The following is a 19,586-nucleotide window of genomic DNA, read 5'->3' as shown; positions in this document are numbered from 1 at the left end:
TACGGCCGGCTCAGGTGCCGTCGCCGCCCCCGCCCCCGCCGCCGACCCCCGGGCCCCCCGCGGTCCCGCCGAGCCCCGTCCCCGGATGGACTGGCTCGTCGGGCGGGCGGCTGACATGCGCGGACTCGGTGATCTGGGCGGACCAGTCGGAGTGCGCGGCGACCGCCGCGTGCTGATTGATCGCCGTACGCAGCCAGCCGTCCACAGTGCTCACCCAGTCCCGCTGCTCGGCGCCGGTGTGCCAGATCCGGAAACGGCTGATGCTCTGATGGGTCACCCCGGCCAGGGCGAGCCGGCGGTCCAGCCAGAGGATCACCTCCAGGCCGGCTGAGTCGGCCACGAAGATCAGTTCGAGCTCCGTGATCGGCCCGGCGTAGAGCGGGGCGACCCAGAAGCCGATGCGCTGGTGCAGCGGCAGGGTCTGCTGCACCCCGGGCAGCCGCGCGTCGAGCAACCCGGCCTGACGCAGGGTGAACCCGAGGGTGTCCAGCGCCGCGAGCACGTGCCCCTGGGTGGGCAGCGGATGCACGAAGACCGGCACCATCGCGCCCTGGTCGAGCTCTGGCTCGATCGCGACCTCCGTACGCAGGCCCATCCTGAGGCTCAGCAGCGGCACGCCGCCGAAGATGGTCACCGGGGTCTCCCAGGGCATCGGGAACTGGAACGGGATGGTCCGTCCCCGCCCGGCCCGGAGCACGAACGCGCCGGTCAGCGCCGCGCCGTGGAACTGCACCAGGCGGCGCGGCGCCGACGGGTCGTCCGGCTCGGCCGTGGTCACCAGACCGAGCCGGACGTGCCGCACCGGCACGTCCGTGGAGCCGGCCGTCACCGTCACCCGGCCGGGCAGCCGCAGCCCCGGCCGGGTACTCGGATTGGTGAGCGCCGTGGTCACGGTCAGGCCGGTCCAGCTGGACTCCGGTGACACCCCCGTGTACGGCACCGGACCTCCTCCCGCCGCTCGCGCCTCCACCCCCACTGTGGCGGAACGCGCCCCCGGTCACTCGGGGTTCGCCGGAAGCGCCGGTTCCGCCGCCCGGATCGCGGCGTGCGGAACCGGCGCCCGGCTCACGGTGATGTCAGACCCGGGCGGGCCGGCTCATCTCAGCCGGCGGCCGCGCGGCACCGGGTCGGTCTCGTCGTCGAACTCGCCGATGACCTCCTCCAGCAGGTCCTCCAGCGCCACGAAACCCACCGGCCGGGTAGGCCCGCCGCCGTTGCGCACCAGGGCGAGCTGGGACTGGCGGCCACGCATGGCAGCCACCGCCTCGGTCACCGTCGCCTCCGCGGGCAGGGTGAAGGCGCTGCCCATCAGCTCACCGGCGGTGCTCCGCTGACCCGTGGTGACGGCGCGCACCGCCTCCCGGACGTGCACCAGACCGCAGACGTCGCCGGCCGCGTCCAGCACCGCCAGGCGGGACCGGCCGCTCTCGCGGCTGACCTGCTCGATCCGCTCGGCGGAGTCGTCCCGGTGGACCGTCACCATGGTCGAGAACGGCTCCATCACCTGGGCCACCGTGGTGCCCTGCAGCTCCAGCATGCTGGTCAGCAGCTGGTGTTGCTCGGCGCCGAGCAGCCCGTGCTCCCGGGACTGCTCCAGCAGCATCCGCAGCTCGTCCGGGCCGTGCACCTGCGCCAGCTGGTCCTGCGGATTGACCCGGGCCAGCCGCAGGATCGAGTTGGCCAGCGCGTTGAGCGCGCTGAGCACCGGCCGGGCGACCCGGGCGAACGCCCGGAACGGCAGCGCCAGCAGCATGGCCGAGCGTTCCGCGTCGGTGATCGCCCAGGACTTCGGCGCCATCTCGCCGACCACCAGGTGCAGGAAGGTGACCAGCGCCAGCGCGAACACCAACGCCACGATGTGGCTGGCCGCGTCGGGCAGCCCCACCGCGTGCAGCACCGGGCTGGCCAGGTGCTCGATCGCCGGTTCGGCGAGCGCACCGAGACCCAGCGTGCACAGCGTGATGCCGAGCTGCGCGCCGGCGAGCATCAGCGACAGTTCGCGTACGCCGTCCAGCGCCGCCCGGGCGGCCCGTCCGCCACCGGCCGCCGCCTGCTCCAGGCGGTACCGCTTGCTCGCGACCAGGGCGAACTCGGCGGCCACGAAGAAGCCGTTCAACGCCAGCAGCACCACCGAGGTGACCAGCGCGACCCCGGGGCTCATCGCAGCCCTCCTTCGTTCGCGACTGCGGGGCTCGCAAGCTCACTCCTCGCACTCACCGCACCGCCTTCGTTCGCGACTGCGGGGCTCGCAAGCTCACTCCTCGCACTCACCGCACCGCCTTCGTTCGCGACTGCGGGGCTCGCAAGCTCACTCCTCGCACTCACGCGGACACCTCCGGGCGCTTGCCGGACTCGGTGACCCGCAGGCGTACGGAGTCGGCCACGTGCCGGTCGACGGCGAGCACCTCCACCAGCACACGCGGCTCCGCCGCGCCGTCCTCGGCGTCCGCGGCCGGGCCGATCTCGAGCCGGTCACCAACCTCGGGCACCCGCCCCAGCTCGCGCATGACCAGGCCGGAGAGGGTGTCGTACTCGGGGGCCTCGGGCAGCAGGATGCCGGTGCTGTCGGCCACCTCGTCGATCCGCCAGCGGGCCGGCACGACCCAGGAACCGTCGGCCTGCCGGGCCGGCGCCCGCTCCGGCGGGTCGTCCTCGTCGCGGATCGGGCCGACCAGCTCCTCGGCGATGTCCTCCAGGGTGATCACCCCGGCGAAGCCGCCGTACTCGTCGACCACGCAGGCCAACTGCCGGTGCCCGGACCGCAGCCGGTCCAGCACCGTCGGCAGCGGCAGCGTCTCCGGGACCAGCAGCGGTGGTCCGGCCACCGAGCCCACCAGGGTGGTGGCCCGCTCGTGCGACGGCACGCCGAGCACGTCGGCGATGCCGACCACGCCGACGAGGTCGTCCACCCCCTCGGCGCCCCGGACGGGGAACCGGGAGTGCCCGGTGTCCAGCAGCTCGACGACCCGGCTGACCGGCTCGTCGGCGCGTACGGTGTGCACGTCCACCCGCGGCACCATGGCCTCGCCGGCGCTGAGCTCGCGGAAGTCGAGCCCCCGGTCGAGCAGGGTGGACATCTCCGCGTCCAGGTGCCCCTCGTTCCGGGACTCGGCGATGATCTGTTCCAGGTCCTCCGGGGTGGCGCCGCTGGGCAGCTCCTCGATCGGCTCGATGCCGACGCGACGCAGCAGCCGTACCGCGGCCTTGTCGAAGAGCCGGACGACCGGTCCGGCCACCTTGAGGTACATGAGGGTCGAGCGGGACAGCGCCCGGGCGACCGTTTCGGCGCGGGCGATGGCGAGGTTCTTCGGAGCCAGCTCACCGAGGACCATCTGCACCACGGTGGCGATGACGAGCGCCAGCACCACGGAGAGCGTGACGCTGAGCGTCTCGGAGACGCCGGCGACGCCGAGCAGGTCGGCCAGGCCGGCGCCGAGGTACGGCTCGGCGGCGTAACCGACCAGCAGGGCGGTGACGGTGATGCCGAGTTGGGCTCCGGAGAGCATGAAGGAGAGTCGGCCGGTCACCTCGAGTGCCCGGGCGGCCGGCTGGTCGCCGTCGTCGGCGAGCTGGCGCAGCTTGCCTCGGTCCACGGCGACGAAGCCGAACTCCTGGGCCACGAAGTAGCCGGTGAGTGCGGTGAGAACGATGATCAGGACCAGGCCCAGGACGATCAGCACGGGAGGCTCAGGGCTCCTCGCAACCACGTCGGGGCCTTCGAATGCCGGGCACGACCCGGCTGGCTACTGCTGCCCTCCTGGGCAGAAGAGTCGATCATGCGGGTCATTTTATCGGCGTTGGCTGTACGCCCGCTGAAGGTGCGGCGAAGCCTCCCCGTTGTCCGGTTCGTCCGGCGACGAATCGGCCGGGAAGGCCGGTTCCGGGGTCTCACCGGTCGGCGAGTTCGTCGACGTCGAGGAGGGTGGGGTCCACGCGGCCGGCGCGGTAGGCGGAGCGCGCGATCATCTGGGCGGCCACCGGAGCGGTGGCCAGTTGGAAGACCGCGACCAGCGCCACCATTCCGAGGTCGGCCGGCGTACGCAACCGCAGGGCGACCCCGGCCAGCAGGAGGAGCACGCCGAGCGTCTGCGGCTTGGTGGCGGCGTGCATCCGGTCCAGCACGTCCGGGAAGCGCAGCACGCCGATCGCGGCGGCCAGGGCGAGCAGCGCGCCGGAGACCAGGCAGGCGGCGCCGAGCCAGTCGGCGACGGTGGCCGGCATCAGGCGCCCTTGCGGGCCGCGAAGCGGACGAGTGAGATCGAGCCGACGAAGCCGAGCAGCGAGAGCACCACCAGCACCGGCAGGGTGGTGGCGTGCCGGTTCACCGCCGCCTCGGCGGCGACCGCGCCGACCATCGTGGCGAGCAGCATGTCGGCGGCGACCACCCGGTCGAGCAGCGACGGGCCGCGGTAGAGCCGGACCAGCACGAGCAGCGCGGCCGCCGAGAAGAGTCCGGTGAGGACGACGGCGAGGAACGTGGTCACGGTTTTTTCTCCCTTTCGTCGGGTTCGCTGTCCAGCCGGCGTACCTCGGCGGCCGAGCCGACCGCCCGGACGATGCGCCGCTCGATCTCGAGGACCCGCGCCCGGTTGTCGGCCAGGTCCTGCGGCCGGCGTACGTCGAGCACGTGCAGGTAGAGCACTCCCGCCTCCCGGTCCACCTCGAGGATGAGGGTGCCCGGAACGAGCGAGACCAGTTCGGCGGTGAGCGCCAGATTCAGGTCGGTGCGGACCCGCAGCGGCACCGCGATGATCGCGCTGCGCGGCTGGAACCCGGGCTGCACGGCGATCCGGGCCACCCGCACACTCGCGACCACCAGTTCGACGACGAAGCGGGCGACGAGCACCAGCAGCGCCCGGGGCCGCAACCGGCCGCCGAAGGTGACCGGCGGCAACGGGAAGAAGACCAGCACCACGGCCCCCACCAGCACGCCGCCGAGCAGGTTGCCCCAGGTGAACTGGCCCCAGAGCAGGTTCCAGATCAGCACCAGCCAGCCGAACGCGACGCCCTGGTCGCGCCAGGTCGCCGCCCGGCCGCGCAGCCGGCCGGCCGGCCGCCCGCTGGTCCTGCCGGACCCGCCGGTCACGGCGTACCCGCCGGGAAGACGGCGCGGAGGTACGGGGTGCGGTCGCGCAGGTCGTGGGCGGCGTCGGCGGTCACGTCGAAGAGCGGCCCGCCGGCCACGGTCAGCGCCAGCCCGAGCGCGACGAGGGCGACGGTGGCCCCCACCATCAGCGCGGGCAGCCGCACCGCCGGCTCGTCGGTGGCGAGCCGGGGCGACCGCCAGAAGGCGATGTTCCACACCCGGGCGGCCACGTAGAGGGTGAGCAGGCTGGTGAGCGTGCCCGCCGCCACCAGCGCGGCGGGCAGCGCACCGCCGTCCGCGACCCCGGCCTGGAGCAGACCGAGCTTGCCGAGGAAACCCGAGAAGGGCGGCACCCCCGCGAGGTTCATCGCCGGTACGAAGAAGAGCACGCCCAGCAGCGGCGCCAGCCGCGCCAGCCCGCCGAGACGCCGCAGGTCGGTGCTGCCGGCCCGGATCTCCACGAGACCGGCGACCAGGAAGAGGGTGGTCTGGATGGTGATGTGGTGTACCACGTAGAAGATCGCGCCGGAGAGCCCGGCCACGGTGCTCAACGCCACCCCGAAGATCATGTAGCCGATGTGGCTGACCAGCGTGAACGAGAAGAGCCGCTTCAGGTCCGACTGGGCGACCGCGCCGAGGATGCCGACGAGCATGGTCAGCCCGGCCACCACCATCAGCAGCGGGGCGACCTGCCCGTCCGGGAAGAGCAGCGTCTCGGTGCGGATGACCGCGTACACGCCGACTTTGGTGAGCAGGCCGGCGAAGACGGCGGTGACCGGGGCCGGCGCGGTCGGGTAGCTGTCCGGCAGCCAGGCCGACAGTGGGAAGACCGCCGCCTTGACGCCGAACGCGAGCAGCAGCATGAGTTGCAGCGCCAGGCGGACGTCGTCCGGCAGCGCGTCCAGTCGCTGGGCGAGCTGGGCCAGGTTGAGCGTGCCGGTGGCCGCGTAGACCAGCCCCACGGCGGCCAGGAAGATCATCGAGGAGAGGATGCTGACCACCACGTACGTTGAGCCGGTCCGGATCCGGACCTCGGTGCCGCCCAGCGTGATCAGCACGAAGCTCGCGGCGAGCAGGATCTCGAACCCGACGAAGAGGTTGAACAGGTCACCGGCGAGGAACGCGTTGGTCACGCCGGCGGTCAGCACCAGGTAGGTGGGGTGGTAGATGGTGACCGGGGCGCTCTCACCGGCATCCGCCTGACCCTGGCCGATCGAGTAGAGCAGCACGCAGAGGGTGACCGCCGAGGAGACCACCAGCATCAGCGCCGCCAGCTGGTCGGCGACCAGCACGATCCCGACCGGCGGCGGCCACCCGCCGACCGCGAGCACCACCGGTCCGTGCCGGTACGCCTCGACCAGCAGCACCGCGGCCACCGCCAGGGTGGTGGCCAGGCCGACCACGCTGATGCCCCGCTGCAGCCGTGGCCACCGGCCCAGCACCAGGGTCAGCGCCGCGCCGAGCAGCGGCAGCACCACCGGCAGCGGCAACAGCCGGTTCACCGGGCCACCCCTGCGGCCGGGTACCCGATCACTCGACGCCCTCCCCGCGCCGCAGCCGGCGGCGCGCCGGCTCGGGGTCGACCTGCTCCGGGTCGGCGTCCGCCCCCTCGCCGCCGAGGTCCTCGGTGGTCACCTCGTCCCGCTCGGCCCGGCGGATGATCTGCCGGTCCTCGATGTCGTCCGGCACCTCGTCGTCGCCGGTCAGGTACCAGCTGCGGTAGCCGACCGCGAGCAGGAACGCGGTGAGCCCGAAGGTGATCACGATCGAGGTCAGCACCATGGCCTGCGGCACCGCGTCGCTCATCTCCTCGACCGCGCCGGTGCCGACCACCGGGGCGACGCCCGGCCGGCCCCCCAGCAGGATCAGCAGGTTGACCCCGTTGCCGAGCAGGATGACGCCGAGCAGGATCCGGGTCAGGCTCCGCTCCAGCAGCAGACTCACGCCGCAACCGACGAGCACGCCGACGATGACCACCAACACCAGCGTCGGGCCCGCCCCGCCGGCGCTCACGCGCCCTCGCCCCGCTCGACGGCCAGCCGACTGGTGGCGCCGCCGGCCGCCTCGATGTGCCGATCCACCTCGGCGCCCAGGCTGCGCAGGATGTCCAGCATCAGCCCGACCACCACGAGGTAGACGCCGATGTCGAAGAAGATCGAGGTGACCAGGTAGAAGTCACCGACCCCGGGCAGGTACAGGTCGACGCGCGCGCTCTGCAGCACCGAACCACCGGCCAGCAGCGAGACCACGCCGGTGCCGACCGAGACGGCCAGCCCGGCGCCAAGCACCGTACCGGCGCCGATCGGCGCCGCCTCGGCCAGCTCGTACCGGCCCCCGGCCAGGTAGCGCACGACCAGCGCGAGGCCCGCCACCAGCCCGCCGGAGAAGCCGCCGCCCGGCGCGTTGTGGCCGGAGAAGAGCAGGTACAGCGAGAAGAGCACGACGGTGTGGAAGATCAGCCGGGTCATCACCTCCAGCACGATCGACCGGCGCCGCTCCTCCAGGCGGGCGCCGCCGCGCAGCCAGACCGGGCGGCCGGGACGCTGCGGCCGGGCTCCCCGCTGCTGCCGTCGCGGTCGAGGCCCGGTCCGCGAGCGCTGGAAGACGAGGCTGGCCACCCCGGTCGCGGTCACCACGAGCACCGCCATCTCGCCCATCGTGTCCCACGCCCGGATGTCCACCAGGGTCACGTTGACCACGTTGCGGCCGTACCCCTCGGCGACCGCCAGGTCGGGGAAGGCCGCCGAGATGGTGGGTGCGTTCCGGGCGCTCGCGGCGACCAGCGCGAGGCCGGCGGTCACCAGCCCGACCGCGGCGCCGACCGCCCGGCGCAGCCACCGGCTGCGGCGCAGCGGCCGGGCCGAGAAGCGGGCGGGCAGCCGGCGCAGCACCAGCACGAAGACCGCGATCGTCGCGGTCTCCACCAGGAACTGGGTCAGCGCCAGGTCGGGCGCGCCGTAGAGGACGAAGAGCATGGCGGTGCCGTAGCCGGTCACCCCGACCAGCAGCATCGCGGTCATCCGGCTGCGCGAGCCCACGGCCAGCACCGCCGCGACGGCGAGCACCGTGGCGACCACGAGTTGCAGCGGGGTGTCCCAGAGGGCGATCCGCTCTCCCCACGGCCGCGCGGCGAGCATCGCGCCGCCGGGCAGCAGGACGAGCACGACCAGGATGGTGCCGAGGTACTGCGGGAGGGAGCCGCGCTGGGTGGCGCCGGTGACCTCGACGGCGAACCGGTCGAAGCGGCCGACCACCCATTCGTAGCCGGGGTTGCCTCCGACGGGCGCGCGCAGCCGGGCCAGCAGCGGGGTGAGCGGACCGCGCAACGCGAAGAGCGCGCCGCCGGCGACCAGCACCAGCGCCGAGAGGCCGAGCGCCGGGGTCGGGCCGGGCCAGAGCACCAGGTGCGCGTGGACCGCGCCGAAGAGTTCGGCGTACGGCCGCAGCACGCCGTCCAGGCCACCGGCGAGCGGACCGGCGACCAGCCCGGCGACGGCGAGCAGGGCGGGGGGCAGCAGCAGCGGCGCGGCGATCCGGTCGAGCCGGGCGGGCGGCACGCCGGGCCGGTCGGCGAAGGCGCCCCAGAGGAAGCGCGCGCTGTAGGCGACCGTGAGGACGGTGCCGGCGACCAGTCCGGCGAGGATCACCGGCCGGTCGAGAAACGCCGCGAAGACGGCCTCCTTGGCCACGAACCCGATCAGCGGGGGGATCCCGGCCATGGAGGCCGCCGCGAGCAGCGCCACGGCGACCAGCGGGGTGGCGCCGTGCCGGAGCCCGGACAGTTCGCGCAGGTCCCGGGTGCCGGCGCCGTGGTCGATGATCCCGACGACCAGGAAGAGCGTCGCCTTGAACAGGGCGTGCGCGAGCAGCATGGCGATCCCGGCGAGCGCGGCGTCCGGGGTGCCCGCCCCGGTCAGCACCACCAGCAGGCCGAGCTGGCTCACCGTGCCGTACGCCAGCAGCAGCTTCAGGTCGGTCTGCCGCAGCGCGGCCCAACCACCGACGATCATGGTGGCCAGCCCCGCGCCGAGCACCACGGGACGCCAGGGCCCGACGGTGGCGAGCGCCGGCGCGAGCAGCCCCACCAGGTAGACACCGGCCTTCACCATGGCCGCCGCGTGCAGGTACGCGCTCACCGGGGTGGGCGCCGCCATCGCCACCGGCAGCCAGGAGCTGAACGGCAGCACCGCCGACTTCGACAGCGCGCCGATCAGGATCAACACCACGGCGGTGATCAGGTAGCCGCCGGCGGGCAGCGAGCCGGCGGCGATCTCCGACCATCGGTAGGTGCCGGCGTGCTCGCCGAGCAGGATGAAGCCGATCAGCATGGCCAGCCCGCCGAGGGTGGTGACCATCAGCGCCTGGGCGGCCGCCCACCGACTGGATCGACGTTCGGTGCTGTGCCCGATCAGCAGGTAGGAGAAGATCGTGGTCAGTTCCCAGCCGACGTAGAGCAGCAGCAGGTCGTCGGCGAGGACGACGCAGAGCATCGCCCCGGCGAACGCGACCAGCACGGTGGCGAACCGGGCCAGGCCGAGCGAGCCGGGGCTGAAGTAGCGGGCGCAGTAGACCAGGACGAGCGTGCCGACCCCGCCGACCAGCAGGGTCATCAGCCAGTTGAGCGTGCCGAGCCGGAACGCGAGTTCGAGCCCGAGCTGCCCGACCCACGGGTACGTCTCGACCACCGCCCGCCCGTCGCGGACGGTCGGGGTCTGCGCCAGTGCCCAGCCGAACGCGGCGGCCGGCGCCAAGGCCAACGGGTAGCACGCGCGCGGACCCCACCATCGCACGAAGAGCGGCGCGAGGAGTGCCGCCACGAGGTGGAGGATCAGCAGTACGAGCACCCGCACTCCCGGTCGTGGTGGCAGCGGCGGACGCCTCCGGCGGGTCGGCGCCTAGGGCGTGTGTCGAAGTCCTCGGTCGAGCCGAGGCGGAGCCCAGGCGGCGGTCCGGCAAGGCGGGGATTCGTTCGGATACCGGTGTTGTATCCGGACGAAGCGCCGACGCCGCCGGTCGTCGTCTGGGCCCGCCGCAGGCCGGCCAGGGACTTTGACACATGCCCTAGCTGCGATCAGACGCCAGTTCTGCGCGCTTCGGGCGTGTTTACGCAAAGTCGCCTGCGTTGTCCGTGTCCCGGGTTCACCCGATGCACCGGCCCGGACCTGCGCCGGGCGTTGATCGACTCGACTTTCTTGATGTCGGGGCGTTCCTGCGGCGTGGATGGCCCGACATCAAGGAGGTCGAGTTGGTCTTGCGCTCCCAATCGGGGCGAGGCCACCAGACCGAGCAACGGGCGGCACGGCCGGGGCCGGGCGGCTCAGCCGGGGCCGGGCGGCTCAGCCGGGGCCGGGCGGCTCAGCCGGGGCCGGGCGGCTCAGCCGGGGCCGGGCGGCTCAGCCGGGGCCGGGCGGCTCGCCGAGAGGGTTTGGTCGTCGGCGCGGGCGCGGCGACGACCGGGGCCGGGCGGTTCGGCGCAGGGGTCTGGTCGCCGGCGCGGACGCGCGGCCGGCCCGGTGGGTGCCGGCGAGGACTCAGCGGGTGACGGCGCGGCCGACGGGGCCCGGGTCGACGGCCCGCCCCACCCCGGCGCCGCACGACTCCGCGCCGGGCCGGTCGTCGAGCGGCAGCTCGGCCAGCAGGTCGGCGCGCCCGAGCTGCTCGGCGACCCGCCGCACCACCCGCTCGGCGGCGGCCAGCGAGCGGACCGAGAGCAGCCGGCCTCGGCTCTCGCGGCGGAGCACGAAGTAGTGCACGGCCGCGCGGACCTGCCCCCGGTCGGCGGCGCTGGCGTGTGCGGTGGAGACGACCAACTCGCGCAGGCAGCGGCCCAGCCGCTCGGCGAGTTCCAGCTCGGCGCCGCGCAGCCCGGCGCGGACCGCGGCGAGATGACTGTCGACCTTGCGGATGAGCACGTCGGTGCCGGGCTCGAGGTTCCGCTGTTCGACGGTCATCCGATCCCCTCCACCCGCAGCGTGTCGTGAGTGAAGTTACTTTATGTTGCTCAACCCAAGCAAGCAGTTAAGTGAGACTTAATACGTTAAGTGTCATATTCACGGTTGAAGCTCTTGTAGTCGGACAAAACCATTGCCCGCCGCTACGGCTTGTCAGAGGCGCGCGGCAGGATAGAGAGATGGCGGAGATGGCAGCCGGCCCGGCAGCGGGCGGCACAGACACGCTGGGCGAGTTCGGCCCGGCGACGCGCGAGTGGTTCAGCGCCGCCTTCGCCGCACCCACCGCCGCCCAGACGGGGGCCTGGCGCGCGATCTCCGCCGGCCACAACGCGCTCGTGGTGGCGCCGACCGGCTCCGGCAAGACCCTCGCCGCGTTCCTCTGGTCGCTGGACCGGCTCGCCCGCGAGCCCGCCCCGGCCGACGCCCGGCAGCGCTGCCGGGTGCTCTACGTCAGCCCGCTCAAGGCGCTCGCCGTCGACGTGGAGCGCAACCTCCGTGCCCCGCTCGCCGGCCTGCGCCAGGCGGCCACCCGGCTCGGCATCGCCCCGCCCGAGATCACCGTGGGGATGCGCACCGGCGACACCCCCGCCGACGAGCGGCGGGCCTTCGCGCGCACCCCGCCGGACATCCTCATCACCACGCCGGAGTCGCTCTTCCTGCTGCTCACCTCCGCCGCCCGCGACTCGCTGCGCGGCGTGGAGACGGTCATCGTCGACGAGGTGCACGCGGTGGCCGGCAGCAAGCGCGGCGCGCACCTCGCGCTCTCCCTGGAACGCCTCGACGAGCTGCTGCCCACGCCCGCCCAGCGGATCGGCCTCTCCGCCACGGTCCGCCCGATCGACGGCTGCGCCCGGTTCCTCGGCGGCGCCCGGCCCGTCGACGTCGTCCAGCCGGCGACCGCGAAGACCATCGAGGTCACCGTCCAGGTTCCGGTCGAGGACATGACCCGCCTCGACGAGCAGGAGCAGCCCCCCGAGGACGGGCTGGGCGGGCCGGGGCCACGGCGCGCCTCGATCTGGCCGGCCGTCGAGGAGCGGGTCTACTCCCTGATCCGGGCGCACCGCTCGACCATCGTCTTCACCAACTCCCGCCGCGGTGCCGAACGGCTCTGCGCCCGACTCAACGAACTGGCCGCCGACGAGCTGGCCGGGGGCCCCGACGGCGAGCCCGGCAACGCCCGCGAGGCGCAGGCACGGACGACCGGCCCGCTGCGGGCGCCCCGCCCGCCGGCCGAGGTGATGGCGCAGTCCGGCGCCGCCGTCGGCGCCGCGCCGGTGATCGCCCGGGCCCACCACGGGAGCGTCTCCCGGGAGGAGCGCAAGCACATCGAGGAGTCGCTCAAATCCGGGCAGCTCCCCGCCGTGGTCGCCACCTCCAGCCTGGAGCTCGGCATCGACATGGGCGCCGTCGACCTGGTCGTGCAGATCGAGGCGCCGCCCAGCGTCGCCGCCGGGCTGCAACGCGTCGGCCGCGCCGGGCACCAGGTCGGTGCGGTCTCCCGCGGGGTGGTATTCCCGAAACACCGTGGCGACCTGCTCTCCTGCGCCGTGGTCGCGGAACGGATGGGCGCGGGCGCGATCGAGGAGCTACGCCTGCCGCGCAATCCGCTCGACGTGCTGGCGCAGCAGATCGTCGCGATGGTGGCGCTCGAACCGTGGGGCGTCGGGGACCTGGCCGTCCTGGTCCGCCGGGCGGCGCCCTTCGCCGAGCTGCCCGACTCGGCCCTGCACGGCGTGCTCGACATGCTCTCCGGCCGCTACCCGTCGACCGCCTTCGCCGAGCTGCGCCCTCGGCTGGTCTGGGACCGGGCCACCGACCTGCTCACCGGGCGGCCCGGGGCGCAGCGGCTCGCGGTGACCAGCGGCGGCACGATTCCCGACCGGGGTCTCTTCGGCGTCTTCCTGGCCGGGGCCGAGCGCGCCGCCCGGGTCGGGGAGCTCGACGAGGAGATGGTCTACGAGTCGCGGGTCGGTGACGTCTTCCTGCTCGGCTCCTCCTCCTGGCGGATCGAGGAGATCACCCCCGACCGGGTGCTCGTCTCCCCTGCGCCCGGGCAGGCCGCCCGGATGCCGTTCTGGAAGGGCGACACCGTGGGGCGCCCCGTCGAGCTGGGTCGGGCCATCGGCGCCCGGGTGCGTACCCTGCTGCGGCAGAGCGACGAGGCGGCGATCACCGCGCTGCGCGCCGGCGGGCTCGACGACTGGGCCGCCGGCAACCTGATGGCCTACCTGCGCGAGCAGCGGGCGGCCACCCGATCCCTGCCGGACGACCGGACGATCGTCGTCGAACGGTTCCGCGACGAGCTGGGTGACTGGCGGCTCGCCGTGCACAGCGTGCTGGGGGCCCGGGTCAACGCGCCCTGGGCGCTGGCCATCGCCCGGCGACTGACCGAACGCTACGGCGTGGACGCCCAGGTGATGCCCTCCGACGACGGCATCGTCGTACGCCTGCCGGACACCCTCGACGAGCCGCCCGGCGCGGACCTGGTCGCCTTCGAGCCCGACGAGATCGGCCAGCTCGTGGAGGATTCGGTCGGCACCTCCGCGCTCTTCGCGGCCCGCTTCCGCGAGTGCGCGGCCCGCTCCCTGCTGCTGCCCCGCCGCGACCCCCGTCGCCGGCAGCCGCTCTGGCAGCAGCGCCAGCGCTCCGCCCAGCTGCTCGACGTCGCCCGGGAGTACGCGGACTTCCCGGTCACCCTGGAGGCGGCCCGGGAGTGCCTGCAGGACGTCTTCGACCAGCCCGCGCTGGCCGACGTGATGCGCGACCTGGCCGCCCGCCGGGTCCGCCTGGTCGAGGTGGAGACCAACCAGCCGTCGCCCTTCGCCCGCTCGCTGCTCTTCGGCTACGTCGGCGCGTTCCTCTACGAGGGTGACGCTCCGCTCGCCGAACGGCGCGCCGCCGCGCTGGCGCTCGACTCGGCGCTCCTCGGTGAGCTGCTCGGCCGGGTCGACCTACGGGAGCTGCTCGACCCGACGGTCCTCGCCGAGTCCGAGCGGCAGCTGCGGTGGCTGACCGAGCAACGTCGCCCGCGCGACGCCGAGGACGTGGTCGAGCTGCTGCGGGTGCTCGGCGACCTCAACGCCGCCGAGCTGGCCGAGCGCGGCGTACCGGACGGCTGGCTCACCGAGTTGGCGGCGGCCCGCCGGGTGCTGCGCGTACGCATCGCCGGTGAGGAGCGCTGGGTAGGCGTCGAGGACGCCGCCCGGCTGCGCGACGCGCTCGGGGTGGCGCTGCCGGTCGGGGTGGCCGAGGCGTACCTCGCCCCGGTCGCCGACCCGCTCGGCGATCTCGTCGCCCGGTACGCCCGTACCCACGGTCCGTTCGCGGCCGCCAGCTGCGCGGCCCGGTTCGGGCTCGGTGTCTTCGTGGTGGAGCAGGCGCTGCGCCGGCTCGCCGCCACCGGCCGGGTGGTCTCCGGTGAGTTCACCCCGGAGAGCGTCGGCACGCAGTGGTGTGACGCCGAGGTGCTGCGGCTGCTGCGCCGCCGGTCCCTGGCCGCGCTGCGCCGCGAGATCGAACCGGTGCCGCCGCGAGCCCTCGCCGCGTTCCTGCCCCGCTGGCAGCAGGTCGGCTCGTCCGCCCGTGGCGTGGAGGCCCTCGCGGCCACGGTCGAACAGCTACAGGGCGCGGCCGTGCCGGCGTCGGCGCTGGAGCGGCTGGTGCTGCCGAGCCGGGTCGCCGACTACTCGCCGGCCCAGCTCGACGAGCTCTGCGCCAGCGGCGAGGTGCTCTGGGCCGGTTCCGGCGCCATCTCCGGCGGGGACGGCTGGGTCACCCTCGCGTACGCGGACACCGCGCCGCTGCTGCTGCCCCCACCGGACGAGGCGCTGACCCTCACCCCGCTGCACGAGGCCGTGCTCGACGCGCTCTCCGACGGGCAGGCGCTCTTCTTCCGTCCGCTCGCCGACCGGGTCGGCTCGACCGACGACGCCGCGCTGACCGGCGCCATCTGGGATCTGGTCTGGGCCGGTCAGCTCACCAACGACACGCTCGCCCCGCTGCGGGCGGTGCTCGGCGCCGGCGGAGCGCACCGCTCCCGGCCGTCCGCCCCGCGCACCCGCTACCGGCGTCCGGGCCGGGTGGCGCTGCCCAGCCGCGGCGGCCCACCGACCGTGGCCGGGCGCTGGTCCCGTCTCCCGGAGCGGGACGTCGACCCGACCCGCCGGGCGGCGGCCCTCGCCGACGTGCTGCTGGAGCGGCACGGCGTGGTCACCCGGGGCGCGGTCGTGGCCGAGCAGGTCGTCGGCGGCTTCTCGGCGGTCTACCCGGTGCTCTCCGCGCTCGAGGAGCGGGGGGCGGCCCGGCGGGGCTACTTCGTCGAGGGGCTGGGCGCGGCGCAGTTCGCGGTGCCCGGCGCGGTGGAGCGGATCCGGGCGCTGGCCGAGTCGGCCGACGGCGAGCGGGGCGGGCGGGGCGGGGCGACGCTGGTGCTCGCGGCGACCGATCCGGCGAACCCGTACGGCGCCGCGCTGCCCTGGCCGGATCGGGCGGTCGACTCGGGCGACGGCGACACCCCGGCGACCGGGCATCGGGCCGGCCGCAAGGCGGGTGCCCTGGTCGTCCTGGTCGCCGGCGACCTGGTGCTCTACGTGGAGCGGGGTGGGCGCACCCTGCTCTCCTTCACCGACGACGCGGACGTGCTCGCGGCGGCCGGCAAGGCGCTCGCCGACGCGGTCCACTCCGGCGCGCTCGGGGCCATCTCCGTGGAGCGGGCCGACGGCGAGGCGGTGCACGCCTCGCCGCTGCGCGACGCGCTGACCGCCGCCGGTTTCCGGACCACCCCGCGGGGCCTGCGGCTACGCGGCTGACCCGGCGACGACGCGCCGCGGGCTCCGCGGCCCGACCACGAGAGACCCGACGCAGAGGCCGCGGTTGACCACGGGACGACGCGGCGCAGAAGCCCGCAGCTACCCGCCCGACCACGGGATGACCCGGCGCAGAGCCCGCGGCCGACCACGGGACGGCGCGGCGCGGGCGGATCGGTCAGCCGAGGCCGGCGAGCACCTTCTCGTAGCGTGGCCGGTCGGCGGCCGGGGTGCGGGCCGCCAGGTAGTTGAGCACCACCGCGCCCCGCCGGTACGACTGACCGCTCCAGGTGTCGGCGATGTCGCTCGCGCTGGTGGCGTCGGGGAAGACGTACACCGTGAGCGCATCCGTGGCGACGATCTCCGAGCAGCCCAGCCCGAGCCCGTCCGGTCCGCAGTCGACGGAGCGGTCACGGGGGTTGGGCACCTTCAGACCCGCAGCCCGGAACGCGTCGATCACCTGCTTGGCACCCGGGGCGCCGGCCGGACGGCGGGGCAGCACCACCGGTGGCGGGCTGGCCGGGCGGCGCTCGGTGGGCTCCTGCACGGCGGGTGCGTCGCCTGCCGGCGGCACCGCCGGAGCAGTGGGGCTCGACCCGGCGACGGACGGGGTCGGCGAGAGCACCGGGGACGGGCTGGTGGTCGGGGTGCTGGACGTCACGGCCGCCGCCCCCGTGGGCCTGTCCCCGTCGCCGCATCCGGCGATGAGGGAGACAGCCACGACGAGCACCGCGACCGCGGGCAGGCTCCGATGTGTCACCAGGGCAGTCTCCCGAACGGTGGCGGAGGGCGGCAGTGGCCGGTCGGTCAGTGGCCGTGTCCCATATCCGGCACGAGACGCCGCTGTCGCACGCAGGCACCGGGTGCTTCGGCGCGGACGGGCGAGCGCGCTCGCCGACGCGGAACTCGCGGGCGCTCGCCGGGTGTCCCCGCTAGCATCGCCGGCTGACGTGACACCGGCGGATGAGGAGACGGCATGGGCGAGGTCACCGTACGGGAGGCGGAGCGCGACGACCGGGCGGGCGTGGACGCGCTGCACGACCGGGAGTGGGGCGGCCCGTACGTCATCGCCCACGACGTCCGCTACGACCTGCGTACCGTGCCGACGCTGGTGGCGGTGGACGGCGCCGGCGCCGTGGTCGGCGCGCTCGCGTTCCACTGCGACGCCGACGGGCTGGAGGTGGTGAGCGTGGTGGCCGCCGTCCCCGGCGAAGGGGTCGGCACCGCCCTGCTGGAGGCGGCCGCGACGCGGGCCCGGGCGGCGGGCCTGCACCGGCTCTGGCTGATCACCACGAACGACAACCTGCGGGCGCTCCGCTTCTACCAGCGGCGCGGCCTGCGGCTGGTCGCGGTGGACCCGGGGGCGGTGGACCGGGCCCGTCGCCTGAAGCCGGAGATCCCGTTCGTCGGCGAGGACGGCATCCCGCTGCACGACGAGCTGATCCTGGAGCTGCGTACCGCCCGGTGAGCGCGGCGGCGCCGGGTCGGATCCCGGGCCGACGTGCCCGCCCGGGAGTTAGCCTGCTCTCCATGCCCGGCACGCCCTGGATCTCCCTGACCACCGACTACGGTCTCACCGACGGCTTCGTGGCCGCCTGCCACGGAGTGATCGCCCGGCTCGCCCCGGCCGCCCGGGTGATCGACGTGACGCACCTGGTGCCGCCGGCCGACGTACGCCACGGCGCGGCCGTGCTCGCCCAGACCGTCGCGTACCTGCCGGTCGGGGTGCACGTCGCGGTGGTCGATCCGGGTGTCGGCACCGCCCGTCGCGGTGTCGCCCTGGCCGCCCCGGACGGGCTGCTGGTCGGGCCGGACAACGGGCTGCTGCCCGACGCCGCGGACGCGCTGGGCGGGGTGACCGCCGCGGTCGAGCTGACCAACCCGGCCTGGCTGGCCCCGCGGGTGTCCGGCACGTTCCACGGCCGGGACGTCTTCGCACCGGTCGCGGCGCGGCTGGCGCTCGGTGCGTCGCTTCACGAGGCCGGACCCGCGATCGACCCGGCGGGGCTGGTCCGGCTGCCCGAGCCGATCGTGGCGGCGGACCCCGCCGGCTTCACGGCGGAGGTGTTGACCGTGGACCACTTCGGCAACGTGCAGCTCGCGGCCGCGGCCGAGCTGCTGGACGGGCTCGCCCCGACGGTGCGGGTGAGCGCGCCGGCCGCCGCCCCGCTGCCGGCGCCGGAACCGGTCGAGCAGAGTGCGTCGGGCCGGGTGGCCGTGCGGGGGCGGACGTTCGGCGACGCCCGGCCGGGTGGGCTCGTGGTGCACCCCGATTCGGCCGGCCGGGTGGCGGTGGCCGTGAACGGCGGCCGGGCCGTGGACCGGCTCGGCGTACGCCCGGGGGATCTGGTGCGGATCAGCGGCTGAGCGTCGGTCGGTCGACGCCGGGCGCCGGGCCGGGACACAGGGTCCCGGCCCGGGGCGTGCTCAGCAGCGTGGCACGGTGCCGCCGTAGACGGCGGAGATGTAGCCGTGGCTGACGTACTGGCCGGTGGCGAGGCGGTTCCACCGGTTGGTGGTGCGGAACGGGCCGGCGACGGTCTGGCCGGTCACGTAGCACTGGATCGGCACGTTCGCGTAGCGGGCGGCGAGCCCTCGGGACGCGTACGTGGTGCTCGCGCCGGCGCGGATGTTCAGCGGGCCGTCGCCGACGACACCGTGCGGGCCGGAGCCGGTCCACAGGTAGGCCACGTCGACGAAGACGTTCGTGGTGAGCAGCAACCCGTCCCAGAAGGTCCCGTCGGCGAGGTCGATGCCGGCCGGGTTGAGCACCACCCGGCCGAACTGGTCGCGCCCGCCGTTGTAGCCGTTCTGGTAGGCCGCCTGCGCCTGCGGCCGGCCCTGCGGCAGGTCCTTCCAGTTCTCCCGTACGGCGCTGGGGTTCCAGTAGTCGTCCCGGGTGTTCCACGGTCCGACGTCCCACACGGGGGCGTAGGTACAGCGGCTGCCGCTGGTGGTGCAGACCCGCACGGTGTAGTCCCCGGTGTTGTTCGGCGCGAGCCCACGCCGGGAGGGCAGCGCCACGAAGTGGTCGCGCGGCTGGATGGTCCGCCCGTTGGCGGTGACCTCGCCGACCAGGCCGATCCGGGTGGCGAAGACGCGGTAGGTGCGGCCGGGGCTGGCGGCCGTCACGGCGGCCCGCGCGTCGGCGGTGAGTCGGACTCCACGGATCGTGGCGACGGCCCGGGCGTCGCGGGCGGTGAGGACCAGCCGGGGCTGCACCCTGGTCACCGGTTGGTCGAAGACGGCGGTGGTGGCGCGCCACTCGGTCCAGCCGCCGACCGTGCGCCAGCCGCGCACCTGCGTCTCCACGGTTGCGCCCGGCGGGACCGCCGCGGTGACCTCGGCGTGCACCCGGGTGGCCGGCCTCGCCAGGTTGTGCGGCGCGCCGAGGAGCATCCCCTCGGCGGTGGGCCGGGTGGACCGCGCGACTCCCGATCGGGGGTCGCGCAGGCGGAGCCCGGCGGGAGTGCGCCGGACGTTGACGTCGTCGCCGCCGACGACGGAGAGGTCGACGCTCCACCGTTCGGCGTCGCCCGGCGCCGCGGCGGCGAAGGCCGTGACGAGCGGTGGGGCCGCCGGCACCGGGCCGGCGGCGGGGAGCAGTGCGGCGGTGAGGAGGACGGTCAGGGAGGCGACGACTGCGAATCGGGTACGACGATGACGGTGTCTCATGGGCATTCTCCTCAGAACTCCCTGATAGTGCCCATGTCAGGAGATCAAGCGTAACCACGGTACAAATAG

Annotated in this window: 15 protein-coding genes; 3 read left to right on the top strand and 12 right to left on the bottom strand. The window is 74.6% G+C overall.

Going from position 1 to position 19,586, the window contains the following annotated elements; all coding sequences use genetic code 11:
* Positions 1 to 10 precede the first annotated feature (10 nt).
* The 10 genes from D7044_RS24780 to D7044_RS24735 all read right to left on the bottom strand — a co-directional run bounded on the left by D7044_RS24780 (position 11) and on the right by D7044_RS24735 (position 11,037).
* Positions 11 to 940, bottom strand: a complete 930-nt coding sequence (locus tag D7044_RS24780; RefSeq protein WP_120677058.1) for a sporulation protein — start codon at positions 938 to 940, stop codon at positions 11 to 13.
* 156 nt (positions 941 to 1,096) lie between these two features.
* A complete protein-coding gene (locus D7044_RS24775) occupies positions 1,097 to 2,161 on the bottom strand; it encodes a hemolysin family protein (RefSeq protein ID WP_120677060.1) in 1,065 nt (354 codons plus the stop codon).
* 160 nt (positions 2,162 to 2,321) lie between these two features.
* The gene (locus D7044_RS24770; protein ID WP_120690345.1) at positions 2,322 to 3,680 is read right to left on the bottom strand and encodes a hemolysin family protein; all 1,359 of its coding nucleotides are present in this window, start codon (positions 3,678 to 3,680) and stop codon (positions 2,322 to 2,324) included.
* A gap of 208 nt (positions 3,681 to 3,888) precedes the next feature.
* Positions 3,889 to 4,221 (bottom strand): monovalent cation/H(+) antiporter subunit G, encoded by a 333-nt coding sequence (gene mnhG / locus D7044_RS24765; RefSeq protein WP_120677064.1) that lies wholly within the window; start codon positions 4,219 to 4,221, stop codon positions 3,889 to 3,891.
* On the bottom strand, positions 4,221 to 4,484 hold the full coding sequence (locus D7044_RS24760; protein ID WP_120677066.1) for a monovalent cation/H+ antiporter complex subunit F: 264 nt from the start codon (positions 4,482 to 4,484) through the stop codon (positions 4,221 to 4,223). Before D7044_RS24760 ends, mnhG begins: the two co-directional genes overlap by 1 nt.
* Positions 4,481 to 5,086, bottom strand: coding sequence for a Na+/H+ antiporter subunit E (locus D7044_RS24755; protein ID WP_120690344.1), 606 nt, complete (start codon positions 5,084 to 5,086; stop codon positions 4,481 to 4,483). Before D7044_RS24755 ends, D7044_RS24760 begins: the two co-directional genes overlap by 4 nt.
* On the bottom strand, positions 5,083 to 6,588 hold the full coding sequence (locus D7044_RS24750; protein ID WP_120690343.1) for a Na+/H+ antiporter subunit D: 1,506 nt from the start codon (positions 6,586 to 6,588) through the stop codon (positions 5,083 to 5,085). Before D7044_RS24750 ends, D7044_RS24755 begins: the two co-directional genes overlap by 4 nt.
* Before the next feature lie 28 nt (positions 6,589 to 6,616).
* Complete coding sequence (locus tag D7044_RS24745) at positions 6,617 to 7,099, bottom strand: Na(+)/H(+) antiporter subunit C (RefSeq protein ID WP_120690342.1); 483 nt, start codon at positions 7,097 to 7,099, stop codon at positions 6,617 to 6,619.
* Positions 7,096 to 9,930 carry a Na+/H+ antiporter subunit A gene (locus tag D7044_RS24740; RefSeq protein ID WP_120690372.1) on the bottom strand — a complete coding sequence of 945 codons (2,835 nt, stop codon included), beginning with the start codon at positions 9,928 to 9,930 and terminating at the stop codon, positions 7,096 to 7,098. The genes D7044_RS24745 and D7044_RS24740 overlap by 4 nt, the downstream gene beginning before the upstream one ends.
* A 687-nt stretch (positions 9,931 to 10,617) precedes the next feature.
* On the bottom strand, positions 10,618 to 11,037 hold the full coding sequence (locus D7044_RS24735) for a hypothetical protein (protein ID WP_120690341.1): 420 nt from the start codon (positions 11,035 to 11,037) through the stop codon (positions 10,618 to 10,620).
* A 179-nt stretch (positions 11,038 to 11,216) separates the two neighbouring features.
* Here D7044_RS24735 and D7044_RS24730 point away from each other — a divergent pair, with 179 nt between their 5' ends.
* Positions 11,217 to 15,845 carry an ATP-dependent helicase gene (locus D7044_RS24730; protein WP_120690340.1) on the top strand — a complete coding sequence of 1,543 codons (4,629 nt, stop codon included), beginning with the start codon at positions 11,217 to 11,219 and terminating at the stop codon, positions 15,843 to 15,845.
* Positions 15,846 to 16,020: 175 nt separating this feature from the next.
* Here D7044_RS24730 and D7044_RS24725 read toward each other — a convergent pair whose 3' ends face one another.
* A complete protein-coding gene (locus D7044_RS24725) occupies positions 16,021 to 16,602 on the bottom strand; it encodes a hypothetical protein (protein WP_120690339.1) in 582 nt (193 codons plus the stop codon).
* 216 nt (positions 16,603 to 16,818) lie between these two features.
* On the opposite strand from D7044_RS24725, the gene D7044_RS24720 reads away from it, so the two are divergent.
* Positions 16,819 to 17,310, top strand: a complete 492-nt coding sequence (locus D7044_RS24720) for a GNAT family N-acetyltransferase (RefSeq protein WP_120677080.1) — start codon at positions 16,819 to 16,821, stop codon at positions 17,308 to 17,310.
* A 62-nt stretch (positions 17,311 to 17,372) separates the two neighbouring features.
* The gene (locus tag D7044_RS24715; RefSeq protein ID WP_120690338.1) at positions 17,373 to 18,209 is read left to right on the top strand and encodes an SAM hydrolase/SAM-dependent halogenase family protein; all 837 of its coding nucleotides are present in this window, start codon (positions 17,373 to 17,375) and stop codon (positions 18,207 to 18,209) included.
* 60 nt (positions 18,210 to 18,269) lie between these two features.
* Here the strand turns inward: D7044_RS24715 and D7044_RS24710 are convergent, their stop codons facing one another.
* Complete coding sequence (locus tag D7044_RS24710; protein ID WP_120690337.1) at positions 18,270 to 19,517, bottom strand: hypothetical protein; 1,248 nt, start codon at positions 19,515 to 19,517, stop codon at positions 18,270 to 18,272.
* Positions 19,518 to 19,586: the final 69 nt, after the last annotated feature.

This window comes from Micromonospora musae (assembly GCF_003626635.1).
Taxonomy (GTDB): domain Bacteria; phylum Actinomycetota; class Actinomycetes; order Mycobacteriales; family Micromonosporaceae; genus Micromonospora; species Micromonospora musae.
Note: the sequence above shows the minus strand (reverse complement) of the source record. Positions and strands in the feature narration are given on the sequence as shown.

Excerpts from the sequence above, each read along its gene's own strand:
- D7044_RS24775 (WP_120677060.1), bottom strand. The coding sequence starts at position 2,161 with ATGAGCCCCGGGGTCGCGCTGGTCACCTCGGTGGTGCTGCTGGCGTTG.
- mnhG (WP_120677064.1), bottom strand. The coding sequence starts at position 4,221 with ATGCCGGCCACCGTCGCCGACTGGCTCGGCGCCGCCTGCCTGGTCTCC.
- D7044_RS24735 (WP_120690341.1), bottom strand. The coding sequence starts at position 11,037 with ATGACCGTCGAACAGCGGAACCTCGAGCCCGGCACCGACGTGCTCATC.
- D7044_RS24730 (WP_120690340.1), top strand. The coding sequence starts at position 11,217 with ATGGCGGAGATGGCAGCCGGCCCGGCAGCGGGCGGCACAGACACGCTG.
- D7044_RS24720 (WP_120677080.1), top strand. The coding sequence starts at position 16,819 with ATGGGCGAGGTCACCGTACGGGAGGCGGAGCGCGACGACCGGGCGGGC.
- D7044_RS24715 (WP_120690338.1), top strand. The coding sequence starts at position 17,373 with ATGCCCGGCACGCCCTGGATCTCCCTGACCACCGACTACGGTCTCACC.
- D7044_RS24710 (WP_120690337.1), bottom strand. The coding sequence starts at position 19,517 with ATGAGACACCGTCATCGTCGTACCCGATTCGCAGTCGTCGCCTCCCTG.